At 63.2% G+C, this 20,049-nt stretch carries 25 protein-coding genes; 4 read left to right on the forward strand and 21 right to left on the reverse strand.

From position 1 onward, the window contains the following. Positions 1-591, forward strand: coding sequence for a PIN domain-containing protein (locus V5F63_RS01765; RefSeq protein ID WP_394101389.1), 591 nt, complete (start codon positions 1-3; stop codon positions 589-591). Here the strand turns inward: V5F63_RS01765 and V5F63_RS01770 are convergent. From V5F63_RS01770 to V5F63_RS01850, 17 genes are all read right to left on the reverse strand, one after another. Further along, complete coding sequence (locus V5F63_RS01770; protein WP_394101390.1) at positions 544-1,182, reverse strand: hypothetical protein; 639 nt, start codon at positions 1,180-1,182, stop codon at positions 544-546. The two genes, V5F63_RS01765 and V5F63_RS01770, sit on opposite strands and share 48 nt — an antisense overlap. Then, positions 1,179-1,817: a hypothetical protein gene (locus V5F63_RS01775; RefSeq protein WP_394101391.1), complete on the reverse strand. Its 639-nt coding sequence runs from the start codon at positions 1,815-1,817 to the stop codon at positions 1,179-1,181. Before V5F63_RS01775 ends, V5F63_RS01770 begins: the two co-directional genes overlap by 4 nt. 54 nt (positions 1,818-1,871) lie before the next feature. Next, the gene (locus V5F63_RS01780) at positions 1,872-3,482 is read right to left on the reverse strand and encodes a terminase large subunit (RefSeq protein WP_394101392.1); all 1,611 of its coding nucleotides are present in this window, start codon (positions 3,480-3,482) and stop codon (positions 1,872-1,874) included. Continuing rightward, positions 3,479-3,907 carry a phage terminase small subunit P27 family gene (locus V5F63_RS01785; RefSeq protein WP_394101393.1) on the reverse strand — a complete coding sequence of 143 codons (429 nt, stop codon included), beginning with the start codon at positions 3,905-3,907 and terminating at the stop codon, positions 3,479-3,481. The genes V5F63_RS01780 and V5F63_RS01785 overlap by 4 nt, the downstream gene beginning before the upstream one ends. Positions 3,908-3,918: 11 nt before the next feature. Beyond that, positions 3,919-4,218 (reverse strand): head-tail connector protein, encoded by a 300-nt coding sequence (locus V5F63_RS01790; RefSeq protein ID WP_394101394.1) that lies wholly within the window; start codon positions 4,216-4,218, stop codon positions 3,919-3,921. Continuing rightward, entirely contained in the window at positions 4,215-4,550 is a 336-nt protein-coding gene (locus V5F63_RS01795) for an HNH endonuclease signature motif containing protein (RefSeq protein ID WP_394101395.1), read from the reverse strand. The genes V5F63_RS01790 and V5F63_RS01795 overlap by 4 nt, the downstream gene beginning before the upstream one ends. Positions 4,551-4,754: 204 nt before the next feature. Further along, the gene (locus V5F63_RS01800) at positions 4,755-5,162 is read right to left on the reverse strand and encodes a hypothetical protein (RefSeq protein ID WP_394101396.1); all 408 of its coding nucleotides are present in this window, start codon (positions 5,160-5,162) and stop codon (positions 4,755-4,757) included. Between the two features lie 64 nt (positions 5,163-5,226). Then, positions 5,227-6,417 (reverse strand): phage major capsid protein, encoded by a 1,191-nt coding sequence (locus V5F63_RS01805; RefSeq protein ID WP_394101397.1) that lies wholly within the window; start codon positions 6,415-6,417, stop codon positions 5,227-5,229. A 4-nt stretch (positions 6,418-6,421) separates the two neighbouring features. Continuing rightward, positions 6,422-6,928, reverse strand: coding sequence for an HK97 family phage prohead protease (locus V5F63_RS01810; RefSeq protein ID WP_394101398.1), 507 nt, complete (start codon positions 6,926-6,928; stop codon positions 6,422-6,424). Next, positions 6,928-8,130 carry a phage portal protein gene (locus tag V5F63_RS01815; RefSeq protein ID WP_394101399.1) on the reverse strand — a complete coding sequence of 401 codons (1,203 nt, stop codon included), beginning with the start codon at positions 8,128-8,130 and terminating at the stop codon, positions 6,928-6,930. Before V5F63_RS01815 ends, V5F63_RS01810 begins: the two co-directional genes overlap by 1 nt. 429 nt (positions 8,131-8,559) lie before the next feature. Further along, positions 8,560-9,909, reverse strand: a complete 1,350-nt coding sequence (locus V5F63_RS01820) for a virulence-associated E family protein (protein ID WP_394101400.1) — start codon at positions 9,907-9,909, stop codon at positions 8,560-8,562. A gap of 45 nt (positions 9,910-9,954) precedes the next feature. Further along, positions 9,955-10,245 carry a hypothetical protein gene (locus tag V5F63_RS01825; protein WP_394101401.1) on the reverse strand — a complete coding sequence of 97 codons (291 nt, stop codon included), beginning with the start codon at positions 10,243-10,245 and terminating at the stop codon, positions 9,955-9,957. Next, the gene (locus V5F63_RS01830) at positions 10,246-10,491 is read right to left on the reverse strand and encodes a hypothetical protein (RefSeq protein ID WP_394101402.1); all 246 of its coding nucleotides are present in this window, start codon (positions 10,489-10,491) and stop codon (positions 10,246-10,248) included. A 3-nt stretch (positions 10,492-10,494) separates the two neighbouring features. Then, complete coding sequence (locus V5F63_RS01835) at positions 10,495-10,683, reverse strand: helix-turn-helix domain-containing protein (RefSeq protein ID WP_394101403.1); 189 nt, start codon at positions 10,681-10,683, stop codon at positions 10,495-10,497. Continuing rightward, entirely contained in the window at positions 10,680-11,426 is a 747-nt protein-coding gene (locus tag V5F63_RS01840; RefSeq protein WP_394101404.1) for a hypothetical protein, read from the reverse strand. Before V5F63_RS01840 ends, V5F63_RS01835 begins: the two co-directional genes overlap by 4 nt. A gap of 289 nt (positions 11,427-11,715) precedes the next feature. After that, the gene (locus V5F63_RS01845) at positions 11,716-12,132 is read right to left on the reverse strand and encodes a hypothetical protein (protein WP_394101405.1); all 417 of its coding nucleotides are present in this window, start codon (positions 12,130-12,132) and stop codon (positions 11,716-11,718) included. Further along, complete coding sequence (locus tag V5F63_RS01850; protein ID WP_394101406.1) at positions 12,125-12,679, reverse strand: hypothetical protein; 555 nt, start codon at positions 12,677-12,679, stop codon at positions 12,125-12,127. The genes V5F63_RS01845 and V5F63_RS01850 overlap by 8 nt, the downstream gene beginning before the upstream one ends. An 85-nt stretch (positions 12,680-12,764) precedes the next feature. Here V5F63_RS01850 and V5F63_RS01855 point away from each other — a divergent pair, with 85 nt between their 5' ends. Beyond that, positions 12,765-13,013, forward strand: coding sequence for a transcriptional regulator (locus V5F63_RS01855; RefSeq protein WP_394101407.1), 249 nt, complete (start codon positions 12,765-12,767; stop codon positions 13,011-13,013). A gap of 204 nt (positions 13,014-13,217) precedes the next feature. On the opposite strand, the gene V5F63_RS01860 is transcribed toward V5F63_RS01855, so the two are convergent. Both V5F63_RS01860 and V5F63_RS01865 read right to left on the reverse strand, forming a co-directional pair. Further along, a complete protein-coding gene (locus V5F63_RS01860) occupies positions 13,218-13,829 on the reverse strand; it encodes a DUF3800 domain-containing protein (RefSeq protein ID WP_394101408.1) in 612 nt (203 codons plus the stop codon). Between the two features lie 51 nt (positions 13,830-13,880). Beyond that, positions 13,881-15,113 (reverse strand): site-specific integrase, encoded by a 1,233-nt coding sequence (locus V5F63_RS01865; RefSeq protein ID WP_394101409.1) that lies wholly within the window; start codon positions 15,111-15,113, stop codon positions 13,881-13,883. A gap of 339 nt (positions 15,114-15,452) precedes the next feature. Here V5F63_RS01865 and V5F63_RS01870 point away from each other — a divergent pair, with 339 nt between their 5' ends. Then, positions 15,453-16,757 (forward strand): DUF6538 domain-containing protein, encoded by a 1,305-nt coding sequence (locus tag V5F63_RS01870; RefSeq protein ID WP_509210832.1) that lies wholly within the window; start codon positions 15,453-15,455, stop codon positions 16,755-16,757. On the opposite strand, the gene V5F63_RS01875 is transcribed toward V5F63_RS01870, so the two are convergent. Together V5F63_RS01875 and V5F63_RS01880 are read right to left on the reverse strand one after the other, a co-directional pair. Beyond that, positions 16,658-17,698, reverse strand: a complete 1,041-nt coding sequence (locus tag V5F63_RS01875; RefSeq protein ID WP_509210833.1) for an IS3 family transposase — start codon at positions 17,696-17,698, stop codon at positions 16,658-16,660. The two genes, V5F63_RS01870 and V5F63_RS01875, sit on opposite strands and share 100 nt — an antisense overlap. Further along, positions 17,581-17,847, reverse strand: coding sequence for a transposase (locus tag V5F63_RS01880; RefSeq protein ID WP_143007100.1), 267 nt, complete (start codon positions 17,845-17,847; stop codon positions 17,581-17,583). The genes V5F63_RS01875 and V5F63_RS01880 overlap by 118 nt, the downstream gene beginning before the upstream one ends. A 267-nt stretch (positions 17,848-18,114) precedes the next feature. Here V5F63_RS01880 and V5F63_RS01885 point away from each other — a divergent pair, with 267 nt between their 5' ends. Beyond that, on the forward strand, positions 18,115-19,998 hold the full coding sequence (locus tag V5F63_RS01885) for a PAS domain S-box protein (RefSeq protein ID WP_394101416.1): 1,884 nt from the start codon (positions 18,115-18,117) through the stop codon (positions 19,996-19,998). Positions 19,999-20,049 lie beyond the last annotated feature (51 nt).

Here is a 20,049-nt window from a genome sequence, read left to right on the forward strand (position 1 = left end):
TTGTTCGCAAACCGCTTCACTGCATTTATAGACGCCTGCACGCTGGCGAGCGTCTTAAGACGGAACCTGCTTCTGACGTTGGCAGAGGCAGAGTTCTTTCGAGTGCGTTGGTCTCGTGAGGTTTTAGACGAGACGGAGCGGGCAATTCAACGCATCCTTTCCGATTCAGGCAAGGGAGATGCGCAAGAGCGGGCCTCCGCGGCTTGCCGTAGTATGGAACGTGCTTTCGAAGAAGCTATGGTCGTCGAGTACGATGAATTCATGTGCGTCTGTGAAGGATGGCCGGATAAAGACGATGTTCATGTCGTTGCCGCTGCTCTAAAAACGCAGGCTTCCACTATTGTAACCGAGAATATAAAAGATTTCCCTGCTGATAGGTTGTGGTTACTTAATATGGAAGTAAAAACGGCAGATGCGTTCATCGCCGATACGATTTCGCTTGATCCAGGCAAGGCCGTTGCAGCGATAAAAAGAATGAGAGAGCGACTAAAGCGGAAGGAAATGAACGCGGCGAAATTGCTGCTCGAAATGGAAGCTGCAGGCCTAACCGAGACTGTAGATGTCTTGAGGCCATACGTCGAGTCGCTGTGAAGCCGATCTGGCGGTGAGTTGACCATTCTTCTCCACCCTCGAGAATTCTGGTTTAGGGGCACATTTCCCTAGACGTAGGCCTCCGCAAAGCGGCACCCCGAGCGCCAGGGCCTTTGCGCCGATGCCCGTGCCGAGGAACGCGAGCGCACCCCCTTCCCAGAAGAGGCCATTGGCGGCAAATAGACCGCCTGTCAGCTGGGCTCCGACACCACTGGCGAGGAAGCCTCCAGCAATCCCCGCCGTGGCCAGGGTGAGCGCCAGAGCCGCCACGATGCCAATCACCGCCTTGCCGCTGTTGCCGCCGCTGGCGCCACCGCCCCGCGGGGCCAGGTGCAGCGTGACATAAGTAGGAGCGCCCGACGCACTCAAGCGCGGCCGGACGCGGCTCCAGTGCTCGCGCGGGATCTGGTGGCCACTGATCTGTACCTCGCCGTAGCGCTCAAAGCTGGGAGGAAGGTCGGGAATGCGCGCCACTAACTCTTCGATGGTGGGGCCTTCCTCAAAATAGCACCGCCCATAGACCCCCATGAATGGGCCGCCATAGGAAACGGAATAGACGGGAACGCCCTCTGGTGGTCTCTGATGCTTCATGTCAGGGCTCCTCGAAAATCGTTAGGCCACCGCTGCAGAATGCGGGTGCGGCACCCACCTTCAGACGCCATGGTCCACTGGCAGAATCCTCCGGCGAAGGTCGGGCCGCCGGCTGCTCGCTGCGCCAGCATGAGGCGCAAGCCATGGGTGGCCGGATTGAAATCGTCGGGAGAGAGCCCGGCCGAGATCTCGCCGAACGCTTCGTCAACCGCCCCATAGGTCGGAGCGTAGCTGACACCGGGCATCTCAGTGAGGCTGAACGGATCGACGCCATATCTGAAATGGTTGCACACCATGTAAGCGCGCCATCCTTCCCTCTTTCGTCGGCCGGCAACGTAGATGTCCCATGAGACGCCACCGGCCGACGCTTTGAGCCAGGCTTCTGCGGAGCGCTCGATCCGATGGAGCATCGCCACCAACTGGGCACATAGATCATCGAACGAAGCACACATCGACAGCTCCGCCCCCGCCAATGTCGCGAGCGCGGCAGGCCCGCGCACCGCGATGATGGCCGGCATGTGAGCAATGGCCACGGCCTTTTGGATTGGCGACGATGATCCGTCATAGTCGAAGGCAACGCCATCGGTCAGAAAATGGACCGCGTCGCTTTGCACAATTGAGATGACTGCTGTCATGTCATGCCTCAAGACTTATTTCCTATTGGCCCTCGCGCGTCGATCCTTCGAAGATCAAAGCACCATCATCTCGGCCGACCATTCATCGCTCTCATAGACCGACGATCCGCCGTCCCCGGCCGCGGCCCGTGCCACGGCCATGGCGCACGCCACGGCACCGTCGATACGGTCGCGGCTCTTGCCCTTGTGGAACATTCTGTTGCCGGCCGGGTCGGTGTGGACGGCGATGTTCTCGAAATTCCAGCGCAGCACCGGGTGGGCGCCGTGGGTCAAGCGGGTGCCGACAATGGCACGCTCCAGCTCTTTCACTGCTGGCGCCATGGTGACCCAGCCCTGCCGCATCTCCACCGCCGGCAACCCCTCCTCGAGGAGGGTGTTCAGGGTATTGCGGGCAAGATGCGGGTCAAAGGCGATCTCCTGCACGCGGAAGCGGGTGCAGAGGTCACGGATGGTGTCTTCCACGGCGCGAAAGTCCACCACGTTGCCGGGCGTGGGCGTGATGAAACCCCGCTCCGCCCATACCGGGTAGGGTACGCCATCGCGCTCGGCGCGGGCGCGCAGGTTGTCCGCCGGGCAGAAGTACCAGGGGTGGACGATGTAGCCGTCTTCGCCATCGCGCCAGGCCGCGACGATGCAGGTAAGGTCGCCGTTGGAGGATAGGTCAACGCCAAGCCAGCAGGGTTCGCCCTCCAGGGCGTCAAGGTCCACCGGCGCGGCACCCTCGTCATAGACGCCCATGTCGACGAACGGGTCGGCGGAGTGATCCAGCCAGACATTGAGGTTCAACTGACGGAAGGCCTCACGGTCGCCCGGCCGGCGGGCGCCCTCGCGGGCCAGCTGGCGCAGGCCCTCGATGTCCGGATAGCCGTGGGCGAGGCCGGGGTTGACGCGGTACCATACGGCTTCGTCACGCCAGTCCTCGTCTTTCTCCGCCTCGAAGAGGATGGGCAGGATCGACGGGTCATCGACGGCGCCGCTCGCCACCTTGCGCGCGTCTTCCACGATGTCGTGGGCGATGTTCTCCTGCCCTCGGCCTGCCGTGGTGGCGACCATGAGGAGGGAGCCGGGCGTCTTCACGAGGCCTGACTTCAGGACGTCCCACAGGTCCCGCTTTTTCCAGGCGTGCAATTCGTCGGCGATGACGAACACGGGCGTGCGACCGTGCTGCGTCCCGGCATCGCAGGAGATCGCCTCGTAGAAACTGCGACGCTTGGTGTTGAGGATCCGGTTTTTGTACTCCTGCGCCGCGGTGATCTGCTTGATCTGCGGCACCATACCGATGATGCCCAACGCCTCATCCAGGGCGATGCGCGCCTGCTTACGGTCGGAGGCGGCGGAGATGACTTCGCCTCCGTTCACTCGCTCAGGGCCATAGGTGTGCAGGAGCGCCAGGGCGGCGCAGAGCGAGGTTTTGCGGTTGCCGCGTGGCAGCAGCATCACCACAGTCTTGACGATGCGGGCGCCGCTTTCGTGGCACGGGCCATAGATGCGGCGAACGATCCGCTCTTGCCAGGGGTCCAACTGGAAGGCATTGCGCGGCGCCCGGCTCTTGGGGTGCCGCAGGGCGCGCAGCCAGCGCACCGCCGCCTCGCCGCGGCCGAGCGGGTCTGGGATCTCCGACCCATCAAAGATCCAGCTCGGAAAGGTCGATGCACGCTCGCTCACAACCCATGCCCTCCGAAGAGACCGAAGAGGCCGGGTTCGTCGCCATCACCGCTTCCCGGCTTAATGCCCGGCCGGCCGCGACTAGCGGGCGTGAGGCCCAGTTCGGCCGCCATCTGGCGCGCCTGCGTCATGCCATCGGAGCGCACCGCTACGGCGGGATGCCGCTTCGGCCCGCTCGGCCCGGAGAAGGTGAGGCCTTCCTCCTTGAGGATGCGGTTCGCCTCGGCCACCTGTCCGATTGCAACGCAGTAGTTTGCGAAGATGGAGAGGTCGGCCATGGATAGCGTCCGCCGCTCGCCGAGCAGGATGGGCAATACGCGCAGCCACTCCTCGCGTGCATCGTCTCCCAGCCACTCCGGCGGCGCCGGGAGATCGTCCGGTTGCTGTTCGTCGTGCGGCTCAATTCCGGCCTTGCTTCCGCGCATCGCATGCCTCCCTAGAAGGCCCGAAGGCGGTGCGGGTCGATAAGGTCGAAGAAGCCCATGGGCGCTTCGGACAAGGAGGTTCCGCCCGCCGCCTCCCGGTTCGCGTAGAGATGAGCCACGTACATGCGCATGGCCTGCACCAGGGCGGGCGGGACGCCATCCGTGAAGTCATCCAGAGGGCCGCACCAGCCTTCGACATAGCCGCGCGCCGCCTCAAGCTCGCCCATCAGGAGGTTGTCCTCATCCGCGAAATCGAGGCGCAGATGTTCCTTAAGATCGGCGAGGGGCAGGATATCCAGCGTGTCGGTCACGGCGTCGCCCTCCGCTCTTGGCTCTGTTTCCACCGATTGTGGCAAGCGCCGCAGAGCGGCTGCCAGTTGGAGCGAGACCAGAACAGTTTCCGGTCGCCCTTGTGCGGGACGATGTGGTCCACCACGGTCGCCGGGGCGGGGCACCGCACGCACTTCGGGTGCGCCTTGAGGTATGCCGCTCGTTCCGTATCCCACTTGGAATCGTATCCCCGTTCACGCGCCGAGGGCCGGCGCGCGTCCGCCTCAGCCTTGCGCCGCCGCTCGCAGGGGCAACGCTCGCCGCTTGCGATGCGGTAACCGCAGCCGCAGATCCGGGGAGCACGAACGGGCATGGGTTCCTTCCTCTATGATGATGGGCGGAGCTTCATCGCGAAGCCCCGCCCGTGAGCCCTTCGCCGCCGGAGATGACGGCCGGTGCTCGCGACCTTGCCCACCTTGACCCCCAATTTGCCGGCGAGCCGGTGGCGCCAGGGAGATGGACTTCCCGCTGTTGGGCGGGCCGCTACGCGCCCTCACATGCCGGCGCCGAAACGGGATCAGGCAGTCGGGCGCGCGCTCGCGTGGCCCAGCACAGCGACGGCCGAGAACGGCGCGCTGCCGCTGTTGGCGGCGGGCGTGATGGTGAGTCGGGTGTAGCGCTTGTGGCCGATGTAGCCGAGCTTCCGCACCGCGCCATCATCCGCAAACGTGAAGCTCGCCAGAGCCTCAGTGCCGATCAGGTCGGCATCCGCCACGGCGGTGAAGCCGGAGCCTGAGGCGTCGCTCTCCTCGAGAAGCGCGGTGAACGTGGCGTCGGCGTCGGCGAGGGTGCCGGTGGCGATGAGGTACGTGAGGCTGTCGAAGCCGCGGCGATCGATGACGGCGCCCACAGCGGCGGTGTTGTCGGACACCACGGCGGGGGCGATGACGGCGCGGATGGCGATGTTCGAAGCGAGGTCGCGCATGGCGCGGATTCCTTCTGCGGGAGAGCGGGGGAGCCGCAGCCGCCAGAGCTGCGGCGCGAGGGCGTCAGCTCGTGGCCATCTTGAGCTTGCGGAGCGCGGCGGCCTGCACCACGCCGCCGCCGACACGGCGGGTCGCGTGGATGCGGGTCACGCCGTCCGTGGCGCGGATGTACTGGTTGACGAGGATGGAGAGCGCGAGACGGTCGACGATGCGATAACCGGTCGCGAAGTCGCCGAAGACGATGGGATAGGCATCGGCGCCCACGTCCGGCATGTCGACCGCTTCCACCACGGGCCGGCCAAGGATGGTCTCGGGCACATCGGCGGCATAGGCCGGCTGCCACAGGTAATTGCCCTGTCCATCCTTCAGCTTGCGGATAGTGGCGAGGGTGCTGCCGTTCATCAACCAGGTGCCACGCTGGCGATACGCCGCCGGAAGCTTGTGCATCAGGTCGATAAGTGCATCGGACGCGAGCGCCGTTGCGTGGCCGTTGGCGGTGTAGCCGATGCCGGGATCGCTCAGAATCCCCATCGGCTGGAGCACGCCGTCGCCTTTCACGAATGCAAGGCCTTCCTTCTGGCCAAAGTCCTCCGCCAGGGCGAGGCGTACCTCGGCCTCCGCGGCGCCAGCACTGTCAGCGAGGAGGGCGTTGGAGATGTCGACGAAGGTGTTCACCTCGCGGATGACGATCTCCTGCTGCCCGAACGTGGGCTCGCTGGCCTCGCTCGTCTGCGTCTCGCCTTTCCACTTCGCGTTGGTCACGCCGGTGCGCTTGGGATACTGCACGCTCGCGGAGGAGGTGGCGCGGACGCTGGCGAGGGTGCGGACGGGGGAGAACTCGACGAGGTTGCGCACGAACTCGGTCGACATCTCGGCCGGCGCCAGATAGCCACCCTGCGCGTCGCTGGAGACCGTGAGCGTCTTCAGGTCGTCCGCCGGCGCCGCCGCGCCGAGACGCAGGTAGGTGCCGAAGGCCTTCCGCTCGGCGCTGGGCTCATCCTTGCGCTCGCCGCCGGCTGGGCGGTTCATCTTCGCTTCGATCTTGTCGAGGCGGTCGTTCAGCTTGTCGAAGCCCTTCGTCTCCGGCGCGCCATCGCCCTTCGTGTCGGGCTTGGCGCCGGCCTCCAGCTTCTCGATGCGGCCGATCACCTCGCCCTTGAAGGCATCGAGGGCGGCGGTGACGGCGGCGGCCGGATCGTCGCCAGCTTCCTTGATTTCGAGCGTGCCCAGCGGCGCCGCGTGGTCGTGGTACATCGGTCTAACCCTTCTTGCTGATCGCCAGTGCGGCGCGATGGAGAGCCCCGGCGATGGCGAGCGCCGCCGCGGCGGATTTGGCGCTGGTGACACGGGCGCCGGGATGCATGGGGATGGAGACGATGGAGCACTCCACCAGATCCAGCGCCTTGATGGTCCGGCCGCCGCCCTTGCGGGGCTCGGCCTTCTTGGTGACGAACCCGATAGAGAGGCCGCCGGCCGCCCCGGACTTCACCAGGGCGCGCACCTCGCGGGCGCGGGCCACCTCGTCGACGAGGAGCCGGCCTTTCAGCCGCAGCCCGTCCTGTGCCTCGGTCGCCTCGGTCCAGACGCCAACGGGATCGCTCGGGTCGTGGCCGAAGAGCATGGGGAGCGGAACGCGGGCGGAGGCGAAGGCGCCCTTTTCGATCACGTCGCCCACGCGGTCGGGCGTGCCGAAGGGCCATGCGAGGCCCTCGATAGCGCCGGTTTCGTCCACGAGGATCTTGGTTTCGAGGAACAGGCGGTCCATCAGATGCCCCCATCCTGCGGCGCGGCAGCGCCGGCCTGATTGCTGCCGGTGTGGGGGTTCGCGAACTCGGCGCCACCCTCATAGGCGGGCAGGCCTTCCCACGCGCGCACCTCATTGGGGTTCACCACGCGGGAGGCGATGAGGCTCGAATAGGCCGTGGCGCGGGCGCCGAGGTCGGCGCGGGTGAGGTCGTCGCGCTCGAACATGACGCGGTGCGTCGGGTACTCTTCAGGCGAGAACAGCGCGAGGCGCAGGGCGCTTTCCGCCGCGCGGAGCCAGGGCTCCAGCGTGTAGGTCAGGAACTCGCGGCCCATCTGTTCGCTGTTCGACCACGTGGCGCGCTCCAGATCGAAGAGCATCTGCGGCGGGACGCGGAAGGCGCGGGCGATTTGCAGGATCTGGAAGCCGGTCAGCTCGATGAACTGGGCGTCGACGCTGGTCATCGTGAGCGACGAATACGACGCCCCGTCATCCACGATGGCGGTGCCGCCGGACTTGCCGCCGCCGTGGGCCAACTGCCAGGCCTCGCGGATGCGCTTGATGGTTTCGGGCGTCGCCTTCCCCGTGAGACTCAACAGTCCGCTGGGCTTGGCGCCGTTGCCGAACAGCCGCGCCGCGTGGGCGTCGAGCGTCAGGGCAAGGCCGATGCTCTCCCGCGCCAACGTCACCGGCGAGCGGCCGAATGGCCCGCGCAAATGCACGATGTTGGCCGCCGGCTCCTCGCGCCCATTCAGGAAGTAGCGGAACGCACCGGTGCCGTCTTCGTGGCGCTGCGCCGTGAGGTGCGCGGCGTCATAGGCGATGACCTCCACAGGCCGGCCACCGACGCGATTGACCCACGCGAGGCCGCCCTGATCGTGGAGAAGCGCGGACGCCACGAGGTCGCGCAGGAACTCGAAGCCGGCCGTCCAGTCGTTGACGCGATCGCGCAGGAGGCCCGCCACCGGGTGCTCCGGCGCCTCCACCTCGGCCGCACCGTCGCGGCGCATCACCTTCACGTCCAGCGTCGCCACGGCCTCGGAGATCGCGCGGACGGCGCACGCAACGGCCGGCACCTGCAGGGCAGATCCGGGCCCGACGCTCACGCCCGCCGCCGTGGGCGCCGAGGCGCCGAACAGCGCCAACAGGTCGGCGTCGGGCGCCGCCAGCGACTTGCGCTGCGGAGCCAGGAAGGAGGTGAAGCGGGCGAGGGCCTTTCTCATCCTCAATTTTATGAGCCGCGCCGCGCGCCGTCGCTAGAGGGCCACTTCGGACATCTTCGGACACGCCATCGATCGCCGCATCACCGCCTAACTAACTAATCCATAAGCAAAAAACACCATACAGCCTCCATCGCGCGCGGTGGAGACCCGCCGGTCCTTAAGCCACGGTGCCAAGTCGTGAACCACCCCCGCACCAGGCTGCGACTGACGGACACTGACGGACACTGATGCACACTAATTGTGCGTCAGTTCGCATGTCATTGTAAGTAAAGGCGTTCTGACGCACTGACGGACACTGACAGACATTTTGATAAAAAGGGTAATGTGCGCGCGCGCCCGTAGGACTTTTGAAAAGTGCGTCAGTGTCCGTCAGTGCGTCAGAAGCATTTCAAATCAATAGCTTATGAACTGACGCACAATTATTGTGCGTCAGTGTCCGTCAGTAGGTGGCGGGTCGGGCGGTATCCACCAACGTTCTCCCGCCGGTCCGCCCCGCTTGCCGCGCCGCCAACGCAACCGCTCAAGGCATGCCGTAATACGGTTCTGGTCAGCGCGACTGATCTTCGACTTATCGAAGCCTAGGCCGCCCATTGCAACGTCCTGCAGCGTGGTGCGCTGGCATCCTGCGAGGTAGCGCGCGATGATCGGTTCCCACGCGTCGCCCTCGTACCTCTCTTCCTGTTCCGGCCGGATGCATTCGCGCTCGAAATCCGCCTTCGGCCACCATGGGAAGCCATCGCGGTAGTTCTGCAGCGCCTCCGCAAGCAGCTGGTCGCGGTCGCGGGCGAGGGCGTCAGGGTCGATCTTGCCGACCCTGATCGGCCAATATCGGCGTCCGCCCGTCTCATCGCGGAGATAGGCCGCCTTGTTCGTAGTGCCGATGAACACGCACTGACGCGGGATGCTCACCTCAGTGCGGCCATAAGGAGGTCGGAACCGCTCCACCGGGCGAGTCAGAAAGGCCTTGAGGGCCGCATCCTCAGCCCGACTGAGAGCAGACATCTCGGAAACTTCGATGAGCCATCTGCCCTGCAAATGGATGCTGACATCCTTGCCGGCGGTCACATCGGGCATGGAGTCGGAAAACCACTCTCCACCAAGGATACTGCATAGCGTCGACTTCATCGCGCCCTGCGGCCCCTCAAGCACAAGCATATGATCGACCTTGCATCCGGGCTCATAAACCCGCGCGATCATGGAAACGGCGAACATCTTGCCAACCAGCGCCGCATAGCGCGTGTCTTCGGCGCCGGCGTAGGTATGCAGCCAGGAGACTAGGCGCGGCTGCCCATCCCACGTGAGATCATCCAGATAGTCTCGCACCGGGTGGAATGCACACTCCTGCGCGCGCCTCGCCACCGCGTCGTGCAGCGTATCTTTGGTGACGCGCGGAAGCCCCACCAGCTGCAAATACTCCTGCAGGGCAATCAGGTCCGTGTCGGTGAATTCTCGCCGCCGAAAGTCATCGTCGGGAAGGGCAGTCGGATCGGCCGCCTGCGGCACTGGCGCATTAAGCATGATGGCTCCAGCCATCTGGTCAAAGCTCAGGAGATCGACGAGCGGCCAATCGCTCCGCAGAGCACACAGGGTGTTCGCCAGATTGGCGATAGGGTTTCCCCTGTCGTCCTTCGTGCAGTCGTCGAGCCAGGTGGACGAGCGGACAGTCTTCGCGCCTGCGCGGCGCCTCGGAAGCCCCGTGGCTCCGCCGCTCGCGCTCTTGATGATGTCCAGAATCTCTGTGGCCCCGTCTTTCGGCCGATCAGATGTCATCTCGATCATGTCGCCGTTTCCGCCATCAAACCGGTCCGCAGGCCTCGGCGCCAATCAGGGCGTGAGCTCGCTGGTGCTCTGCGCGGGGCCGCTCATCGTCTCGGCGCACCACCGCTCAAGGTCTTGAAATCCGTAGATGACGAAGCGCGAGCGGATCTTCCGGAAGGGCGGCCCGCCGCCGCGGGAGCGCCACGTCGAAAGGGTGCGGGGGGAGCACGGCGCACCGGTGAGGAACTCCACCAGCTCGGCCGCATTTTCGGGCCGCAGCCACGGCCGGGACAGGTGCGGCGGAAGCTTCATCGGCTCCGCAGCAATAGCGCCCAGAGAAGGCAGATAGGCGTCCATTCAAACCTCCCGCCCATGGGCGCGCTTTGAATGCTTCTTTGCCGAGCGGCGGTTCATGCCGTTCGGCTCGAACACCCAGTAATAGGTGCGCACCCGCCGCCCATCGCTACAGGTCATGTTCGATCCGTTGTGCGCGGGCAGCATAAGCTTACGGCCAGCGATCAAGCTGCCGACATCAGCAATCCGGACGCCATGCTCTGCGGCCATGCGCGTATTGATGACATGATGGCGGATGATCGGTGACATTCTTCAAACCCTCTTCTTCAACTTCTCAAGGGCACGGCGGTCGACGACAAGCGGACTGGTGCGCCCTCCAGAGCCGGTCTTGACGGCGGGCAAGATGCCCTTCTGTGTCCAGCGCGTGACCGTGCGCTGACTGACGCCCAACTCGTGGGCGATCTGCTTGGAGGTACGAAGGGGGCGATCGGGCGCGCTCACTTGAACACCTCGCCGATTGCAATAAGCGTTTTCCTTGTCACGAATTCAGAACCCCAGGTGTCTCCCGGACGGGCGGCCTCTTGCTCTTCCCAAAAAAGCCGGCGGGCCGTACGATTTTTTTCCTTCTCCCCAGCAAGATAGGCGATCTTTACTTCGTGCAACCTTGGACTCTTGAACTCGATTTCCATCGGCTTAATCAAAGCGCCGTTTGCCCACCGAGCCGGAATAATCGGCCCATCTTCAGTTTGAAACGCTTCGCGATATCCTTTGATGTACGCGTCAATAATTTTATTGGTAGGGTTCCAGCTTAACCACGCACGAGACGAATAACGGTCTGCGCCGATCTGGATATTTTCGTTCGCCGGCAGATACCGATCCAATGAATCATCCAGAGTTCTCTCGATAAGCCATGCGATGGCTTCGGAAAACGTAATCCCATCAGTCCAACCCAAGGCATCCAGCTGCCTTGCCAAGATTGGCTCCATCAAGGCATCTCCCGATGAGGCCGCAACAAGTCCGCCAACGGCGCGGGCATTCTTTCCCGCTTCGGTGGGTGAGCCACCCAACACGGCGCACAGCACGTGGCTTGCCATGATCGGAGTCAGCGGCGCCGCCCCCACGCCCCGCTTGGTCGGCGGCAGAACGCCGGCCTGTCGCAGTGCGCGTGAATACGCTTCGATCGTTCCCAGAGGAACGCCTCGCACCTTGGCGAGCGCTTCATTGAGGCTGTGGACGGAGGCCATGGGACAATGGGACCAGTGAAAGCTCCATTTCTGCATAGCACACGAAATGCTCCGCGCGAACTATTTTCGTCGCTATCCACGAAATGGAACGTGCTGCCTTCACTTGAGCTCCCCCGTTTAGGGAGCGCAAAAGCACCGGCGCCTGTTCGTGAATGCCGAATGCAGCGCGAGACAGGCCCGCCTCGCGCTACTGCCGCTGCATCCTTGACAAGCGACAGGATGAGCGTGAAGCGAACCGTCGAACGGCCCGCAAACCGTGGCGTGAACGAACTTCCACCATTGGAGGAAGTTAAGAACCGCCTTGGCCATCGAGGTAGGCGAGCGCCGCATCCAGGAGAGGCATGACGATTCCGGACCCGCCTTCGTCGGCCAATTCCTCCTGAGCGAGGAGAATCGCATCCATAGCCTCCTCTCGGGTACGCGCTGGCGGCGCCGCCGCTTTGAGTTCGTGAAACGGCCGTTCCCATGTCTCACGCGATCGCTGCGCTATAAGCTCGTTGTCGAGCGACCTAGTGCAGGGGTCTGCCTCGAACGCGGAAACGCCGGCTCGGTATGCCCGGATGAGGTCAGTTAGAGGTCCTGCTTGGCCAATGCCGGCCACCTCGGCCTTCGGCAGCAGATCGGCGGGCGCCGACAAAGCGGCAAGGACACCGAGGGCGCCACCGGCCGTAAGCAGAGCGCGGCGGTTGGAGATGGCCTCACCCATGGCGACGCCCTCCCGCGCGGGCATCACGCACCTGCGGCACGAACACGCCGACAATGCGCCCGACGAGGCATTCCGATGCGTAGTCGGTCGTGTAGGGACCGTTGGAGGTGCCAATCAGGCCAGCATGGAGCCGGCGCGCATATTCGGCGGGATCGTCCGGGGGAATCCAGAAGCAGGCCGTCCAGCACATGGCAGGCACCGCGCCCCCTTCAGGCTGAAGGGTAAAGCCGCCCTCTGGTCTTCTGAACTCCTTGCGGCCACGCATCTGCACAATGCGCCAGGAGAGGCCGGCGCGCGTCCGCGGCGACGTGAAGGAGATCAGGAACAGCTCACGGTCCCATGGTCTGTGGTCCGACAGGTCGACAACGGCGAATTCGCCCTGCTGCAGGTGAGGGGCGAAGCTGTCGTCGGGCACTTCGAACGTCATGTGGCCCGGTGGCACTTCGTCAAAGAGCATGAGCGCGCGCAGCTCCGGCTGGTGCTCGAAGGGCGCATGGATGATTGCGGGCAAAGGGGCGGCATTTGCCGCCGCGGTGGTGCGAGGCATTGTCTACTCCGGTTGGTGACTCATTGATCTTATGATATGGGAGATATCATAAGCTCATCGAGCGATCAACAGGCAATCAAACGATATGTCAACGATCACAGGCGCACAGATTAGGGCAGCCCGCGCGCTCCTTCGCTGGCGCGCAGAGGACTTGGCCAATGCGTCAAAAGTCGGTGTCGCCACGGTCAGGCGCGCCGAAGGAGAGGATGGGCCGGTCGGTATGACCGCTGCAAACGTTGCGGCCGTTCGCGGCGCCTTAGAGTCCGCTGGCGTGATCTTCGTCGAGGAGAATGGTGAGGGGCCAGGCGTGCGCATGCGGAAGGCGGCGCTATAGCTAGGTGGTATTTGAGAATATCAGGCACAACATCTAGCAGGGCCTTGACATTCTGTGAACTCAATGAACGTAGGTCGCCTCAGCCCTTGACATTTGAGCTTCCCGAGCCATTTTAGAGATGCAAAGTCGTCCCGCCTTGCCGAACTGTCACCGGATGGTGTGCGTGCTTAGCGTTCGCTAAGATAGGCAGGCGGGACGCACCCCTCACTTGAAATTCCAGACATCCTCGATTTTTGGCCGTAATTGCTGGTGCCAGCGATCCGCTTCCGCGCGGTCCGTGCGATATGAGCGCGCAATGGCGCCAGTGCACATGTCCGCCATTTGGACAAGCCTATCATTCTTGGAGTTGGAGAATCGAACCGAGCGAATGGCGCCTTCCGCGACATGGCGCTTCAAGTACGATGCTATTTCGGCTTTGAAAATCCGGTCGCCCGATCCGTCAATAATTACCTTCGCGTTCTTCAGAAGGCCCCCATTAAATTTGAGCATAGACTTCACAAAGAAGGCATAGAACGCGTCCTTCTCAGCCCTAAGATGAGGGCTATATATCTTGTCTTTCTCAATTGCGATGGCGCGGACACAGAAGTGAAACGGCATTACGCACGCAAAAAAGGCATCCCTTACTTCAGGTCGTGAGCTACTAAACTTGAATTCATTCTTTACCCCGATCTTTTTAGCTACATCATCGATCGCTTGCGCGGCGCTGACAGACTGGTCGACCTCAGGAAAGGCGACGAGCGCAACCACAAAGAACGGCGATGAGCCCTTGGTCAGTTTAAAGCCGGGGTCGCCCGACTCATCGATGAAGACAAGCATGCGAAATATTGAACTGAGTCAAAGCTCATGTTCAAGCTCTCGACCGATTCGTTATGCCCGTTTTCCCCTCATCGCGGCGGCAATCCTTTGCGCTGTAGCGTCCGCCACGGCCTTGAGGGGATCATCGCGAAGGTGGGCATAGATCTCAGTCGTGCTTGCCTGCTTGTGCCCGAGCACCTTTCCCACGAGGTAGAGGGATGCGCCGTCAGCCACAGCAAACGATGCAAAGCTGTGTCGGAGGTCGTGCAAGCGCAGCTCTGGCATTCCGGCCGCCGCGCGAACCTCATCCCACGCTTTCGGTAGAGCGGAGATGCGGCCCCACCGTCCGCGGGTGCCAGGGAACACGTATGGATCGCCCACGCGTCGCGGGAAGAGCGTGAGGATTTCGGCGGCCGGCGAGGGCAGCGGCGTCACCTTCGCCCCGGTCTTGCTATCCGGAAATCGAATCAAGCCGCGCTCGGCATCGATCCAATCCCATTGCAGGCTCTCCATCTCGCCGACGCGGCACCCAGTGAGCATCAGCATGCGAAAGATGCCGGCATAGGCGGGCGCGATGATGGTTTCGTCCTCGAGCCCGGTGATGACCTCGGCGAGCTTGGCCACCTCCTTCTCGGAGAGGAACCGCTCCACCTTCTCCTGCTTAAGGAGCTGCACGCCGGAGGACGGGTTGTCGGCGATGATCTTCCGGCTGGTCGCAAAGGAGAGCATCGCCTTTAGGGTCGCTGTGGCGCGCGCGGCGACGCCTTTCCCGCCAATGACCCTCCTGCGGCCTCGCTTGGCCTCGGTCTTCCGCGCCGACTTCCCCTCGGCCACATCCATTTGAAACCGCCCAATATCGGCGCGGGTGAGCCCCTTGACGGTTCGCGACCCGAGGAGCGGGCGGACATGTGCCTTCAGCAGTGCGCCATCTGTCTCCCACGAGCGCGGTTTCTTGTTCGGCTTTTCGGCCGGGCCCTCAGCCAGGTAGAGATCCGCCAGCTGGGCCACCGTCATGGCCGAGCGCGCGGCCGACTTCTCGGCGAGCGGGTCGACGCCATCGGCAACGGCGCGGAGCACTTCCCTCGCCCTGTCCCTCGCCTGATCGCACGTCCAGGGAGACCCGTGCTTGCCGATCGTGAACTCGCGCTGGCGTCCCTCAGCCGTTCGATAGGCGACGACATAGCTCTTAACGCCGGCAGGGGTGACGCGCAGTCCGAATCCCCTTAGCTCTCCATCCCAGACCATGAGTTTCCGGGCCGGGTCCGCCGCCGCAGCATCGACCACCTTCTTCGTCAGCTTCGGCATGGCGCCCTCAAATCCAAGTCAGCGCCAAGTCAGCATGAGAACGCAAAAACGCGCAAGCGCGAGATGGCGAGCGCGTAGCAAAGGGAGGCATAATGCATTGAAAATGATCTCAAAAACGACATTGTGCAAAACGTCGCGAAACAGTACGCAGCCAAATTGGCAGCACTCGAAATGCGGCATACGGGCAACCGTATCGGGGGTTCGAATCCCTCCCTCTCCGCCAGTTTCTCCTTAGGTGCCTGATTTCACGGGTGCCAATCGGCCAGCACGTTCGCGCAGCCCGTCCTTGGTACAGCAAGGCGGTACAGCACGGTGGCCAATTACAAGCTTCCCCATCTTGTGCGAGGTCAGGCAGCCTACGGCTTCCGAATGGCTGTGCCGCGTCATCTTCGGCGCCTTCTCGGGCGGACCGAGCTGAAAATAAGCCTCAGGACAAGCGACGCGCGAATCGCTAGGCTTCGATGCCGAAGCGTAAGCGCGCTCTGCGTGCAATTGATTGCAAGCGTCGAAGCGATGATCGATCTCAAGCCCGCCGATATCGAAAAGGCAGCGAGAGCCTATTTCCTCGAAGGCCTCAAGCGCGTGAATGAGCACGTATGGGCTGCGCGCCTCGATCGCGCTCTGGATAAGGATTTCGAGGCAGCCGACTCGCTGGATGCAGCCCGAAAGCTCAAAGACGCGCTCGCCAATCACTCGTTTGACGGCACCGTTTGGGCCGATGCAGCGGAGGCGCTCCAGGCTACCGGCCTTCCAGTGGATAAGCTCTCCCTCGACAGTCGGGACCTAATAAGGGAAGCGATTGTCCGCGCTCAGATCGAGCACCACCGCATTTATGCCGCGCGCTTGAAAGGGGATGAGGCCGGAGCGAAGCCGGCGGACCCTCTCTTTGCCGCATTGCAGTCAACTGCACTCGCTCTCGGTCCTGAGAGTTGCAGCGCCGAGACCCTGGGCCTGACCATAAAAGGGGCCGCAGACGAATACTGCGCGCAGAAGAAGGGCAAAGAATGGGTTCAGAAAACCTATCTCGATAACAGAAGGGTGTTGGATCTGTTTATCAACGTCGTCGGGGGTGATCGACTCGTAACCTCCCTCACGACAAGCGATGTGAAGGCCTTCAGAGATCGTTTGGTCGATCTTCCAGCCCATGCTGCTAAGCGAAAAATCGTCAATGAGCCGGGGACCGACGTCCACTCAAAACTGCCTAGGGATTTCCAGAGACTAAGCGCCAAAACGGTCCAAAAATATTTCGCACTATCGAACTCATTCTTGATTTGGCTGGAGAACGAGGAAATTATCGCCAAGCGTCCTGGGGCGATGGTTCAAGTTGCGAAACCATCATTGAAGGAGCAGCAGGATGCGAGGCTCTCCTTCAATGTCGAGCAACTCGACTTACTGTTTTCGTCTCCGGCTTTTACCGGAGCGAAGTCTGTCGCCCGCCGATCGACGCCGGGCTCTGTCGTTGTCCGGGATGGCCAATTCTGGGTTCCCCTTATTGGGCTGTTCACGGGAATGCGCCTTGGCGAGATTGACGTTGCCCCCAACTTCTATCCAGTGGTGAATTCGTTCTGGCGGTTGGGTTTGCCTTCTCGGGCGTGCTGGGCGGCGGGGGCAGATGCGGAGCCGTTCATGTTGCGGAGCGTCTGATCCCGCCGCGGGTGGAACGTTGAGGCGAAGGCGCTTGGCGTCTGCCATCCGAGCTTCGAGTGCGGCCGGTCGGTGTTGTAATCGACCTGCCATCGGGCGAGGGCGGCCCTGGCCTGGGACAGGCTGGAGAACAGCGTCTCGTTCAACAACTCGTCCCGCAGGCGGCCGTTGAAGCTCTCGATGAAGCCATTCTGCATCGGCTTGCCGGGCGCGATGTAGTGCCATTCGACCCGGGCCGCGTCGGTCCAGGCCAGAATGGCATTGGAGGTGAACTCGCTGCCATTGTCGCTGACGATCATCTTGGGCCGGCCGCGCTCTGCCAGAAGCCTGTCGAGTTCGCGAGCGACCCTGACCCCGGACAGCGACGTGTCCGCCACCAGCGCCAGGCACTCGCGAGTGCAGTCGTCCACGATGGCCAGCATCCGGAAGCGCCGGCCATCGGTCATCTGGTCGGCGACGAAGTCGAGTGACCAGCGCTCGTTCGGTCGCAGCGGGATCATCATCGGCGCCCGCGTTCCGATGGCCCGCTTGCGACCGCCGCGCCGGCGGACCATCAGCCGTTCCTCACGGTAGAGCCGGAACAGCCGCTTGTGGTTGACCCGGAAGCCCTCCCGCCTGAGCAGGACGTGGAGACGGCGGTAGCCAAACCGCCGTCGCTCCCGGGCGATGGCCTTCATGCGCTCACGCAGCGAGGCGTCATTCCCGCGCGTGGCTTCGTATCTCATGGTCATGCGGCAGAAGCCGGTGGCTTTACACGCCCGCCGTTCGCTCATCCCATGGACTTCCATGAGGTGGGCGACAGCCCTGCGCTCGGCAGCGGACGTCACCACTTCTTTCCCAGCAGATCCTTCAGTGCGACGTTGTCCAGCATGGCGTCGGCGAGCATGCGCTTCAGCTTGGCGTTCTCGTCTTCGAGCGCGCGCAGCCGCTTGGCCTCCGATACGTCCATCCCGCCGAAACGGGCTTTCCACTTGTAGATGCTGGCGTCACTGACCCCGTGCTTGCGACACAGGTCCGAGACCGGCACCCCGGCCTCGTGCTCCTTCAGGATGCCGATGATCTGCTCCTCGGTGAAGCGGCTGCGCCTCATGTTCTGGTCCTCTCATTGGGCCAGAACGAACTTCAAACTGGATTAGCCAGGAGGGGCAACGTCACAACGTCAGGGTTTCTTGCTTCAGTTTCGGAATTCCTGCTGTTAGGATGCGCATCGCCGACCGCACATGGAATATTCAATGGACTACAATGCCACGCTCTTAGCATTGTCGCGATCCTACCCGCATGCACGGTCGAATGACATCTATAAGGCGCATGCGCGATCGCCCTTGGTGGAGCAGTCCAGTCGCGGAGCGCACGTCGCTTGAAGACGCAGACTTCCGCCCATTTCCTACTCGATTTCAGCGATCGCTTGCGCGAGATCGCCGCTCCGCGCGCAGTCATGATGGCCGCAGCCGAGCTGTTGGGCCGGTATCTCGGGGCAATCCGCGTCGGCTATTCGGAGATGGAAGAGGACGGCGTCCACCTTCATATCGAGGAGGACTGGCGGGCAGAAGGAGTGACCTCGGTCGCGGGGCGTCACAATCTCGAGGGCTACGGCCCCGACCTCGCTGCGGCGTACCGGTCTGGCCAGCGGATCGCCATCGGGGATTTCGACACCGACGCGCGCACCGCCGGTAAACCAGCGGCCGAAGCGCATCGCGCACTCGGTGTCCGCGGGCAACTCGCGGTGCCACTGCTCAAGGCGGGACAGTTGATTGCGCTCCTGTTCGTGCATTCGGCCGAACCACGTCGCTGGAGCGAGGAGGACATCGAGCTCGTAGAGGAAGTGGCGGAGCGCACCTGGGCGGCGGTAGAGCGGGCGCGTGCCGAAGAGGCGCTCCGTATCAGCGAGGCGAAGTTCCGCACGGCTCTGGAGATCGGGACGGTCGGCGCGATCTATTTCGACATGGACGGGCTGCTCACGGATGCCAACGACGCGTTTCTGAGAATGGGCGGCTATAGCCGGGAGGATCTGGAATCGGGACGCCTTACCTGGCAGCGCCTCACCCCTGCCGAGTGGATGCAGGATTCCGAGCGTGCCTTCGCCGAACTCAAGGAGATGGGCCACACCACGCCCTACGAAAAAGAATACATCCGCAAGGACGGCTCCCGGTGGTGGGCCCTGTTCGCCGCCAAACTGCTGCCCGACGGCACGGGCTTCGAATTCGTCCTCGACATCACCGACCGAAAGCGCACCGAAGAGCGCCTGCGCGACACGACGCGGCGGCTCAACACCGTACTGGAAAATGCCTCCGTCGCCATATTCGTCATGGATGAGCGCCAGCACTGCACCTACATGAACCCGGCCGCCGAGGTGCTGACGGGCTACACGCTGGCGGAAACGCAAGGACGGCCGCTGCACGATGTGGTGCACCACAGCTATCCTGACGGTCGCCCGTTCCCGATCGAGGAATGTGCCATTGATCGCGCTTTCCCCGAGAACAACAAGGAGCAGGGGGAGGAGGTGTTCGTCCACAAGGACGGCAGCTTCTACCCGATTGCGTTCACTGCGAGCCCGATCCGGGACGAGGCCGCCAAGACGGTGGGAACCATAATCGAGGTGCGCGACATCTCAAGCGAGAAGGCGGCGAAGGAACGCCAGACTCTGCTGATCGGCGAGTTGCATCACCGAGTCAAGAACATGCTGGCCACCGTCCAATCTGTTATGAACTTAACCCTGCGCACGTCGCAAAATATGGAAGCGTTTCGGCAGGGGATGTCCGGCCGGCTCTCCTCGCTCGCCCGCAGCCACACCCTCCTGATCGACAACGAATGGGACGGCGCCGATCTCCGGGAGATCATCTGTGCGGAGCTGGAACCCTATGACGACGGCAAACGGCTGGCGCTGGAAGGAGCGACCTCTCGTGTTCCCGTCGATTTCGCCGTCCCGTTCGCGATGGCCATGCACGAACTGACCACGAACGCCGTGAAATATGGCGCACTGTCGGTTCCGAACGGTCGATTGACCGTCAGCTGGACGACGGAGCGGACGGAGGGCGGCACCAGGCTCCATCTGGATTGGGTCGAAAGCAATGGCCCTCTCGTCACGCCCCCGACCCGCCGCGGCTTCGGGTCGACCTTGCTCGAGCGCGTGCTGGCCGGACAATTCGGCGGCGTCGTGGACGTGAACTTTCCGCCAGAGGGAGCACGCGTGCGCATCCAAGCGGAGATCTCGCAGGGTGCCATCAGGGCAAATGCACGCTGACGCTGATGGGGTGACAGGGTAGGGAAGAGAGATGCTTCGCCCTTGCAAGCT

It is taken from the genome of Xanthobacter wiegelii, assembly GCF_043193855.2.
Classification (GTDB): Bacteria; Pseudomonadota; Alphaproteobacteria; order Rhizobiales; family Xanthobacteraceae; genus Xanthobacter; species Xanthobacter flavus_A.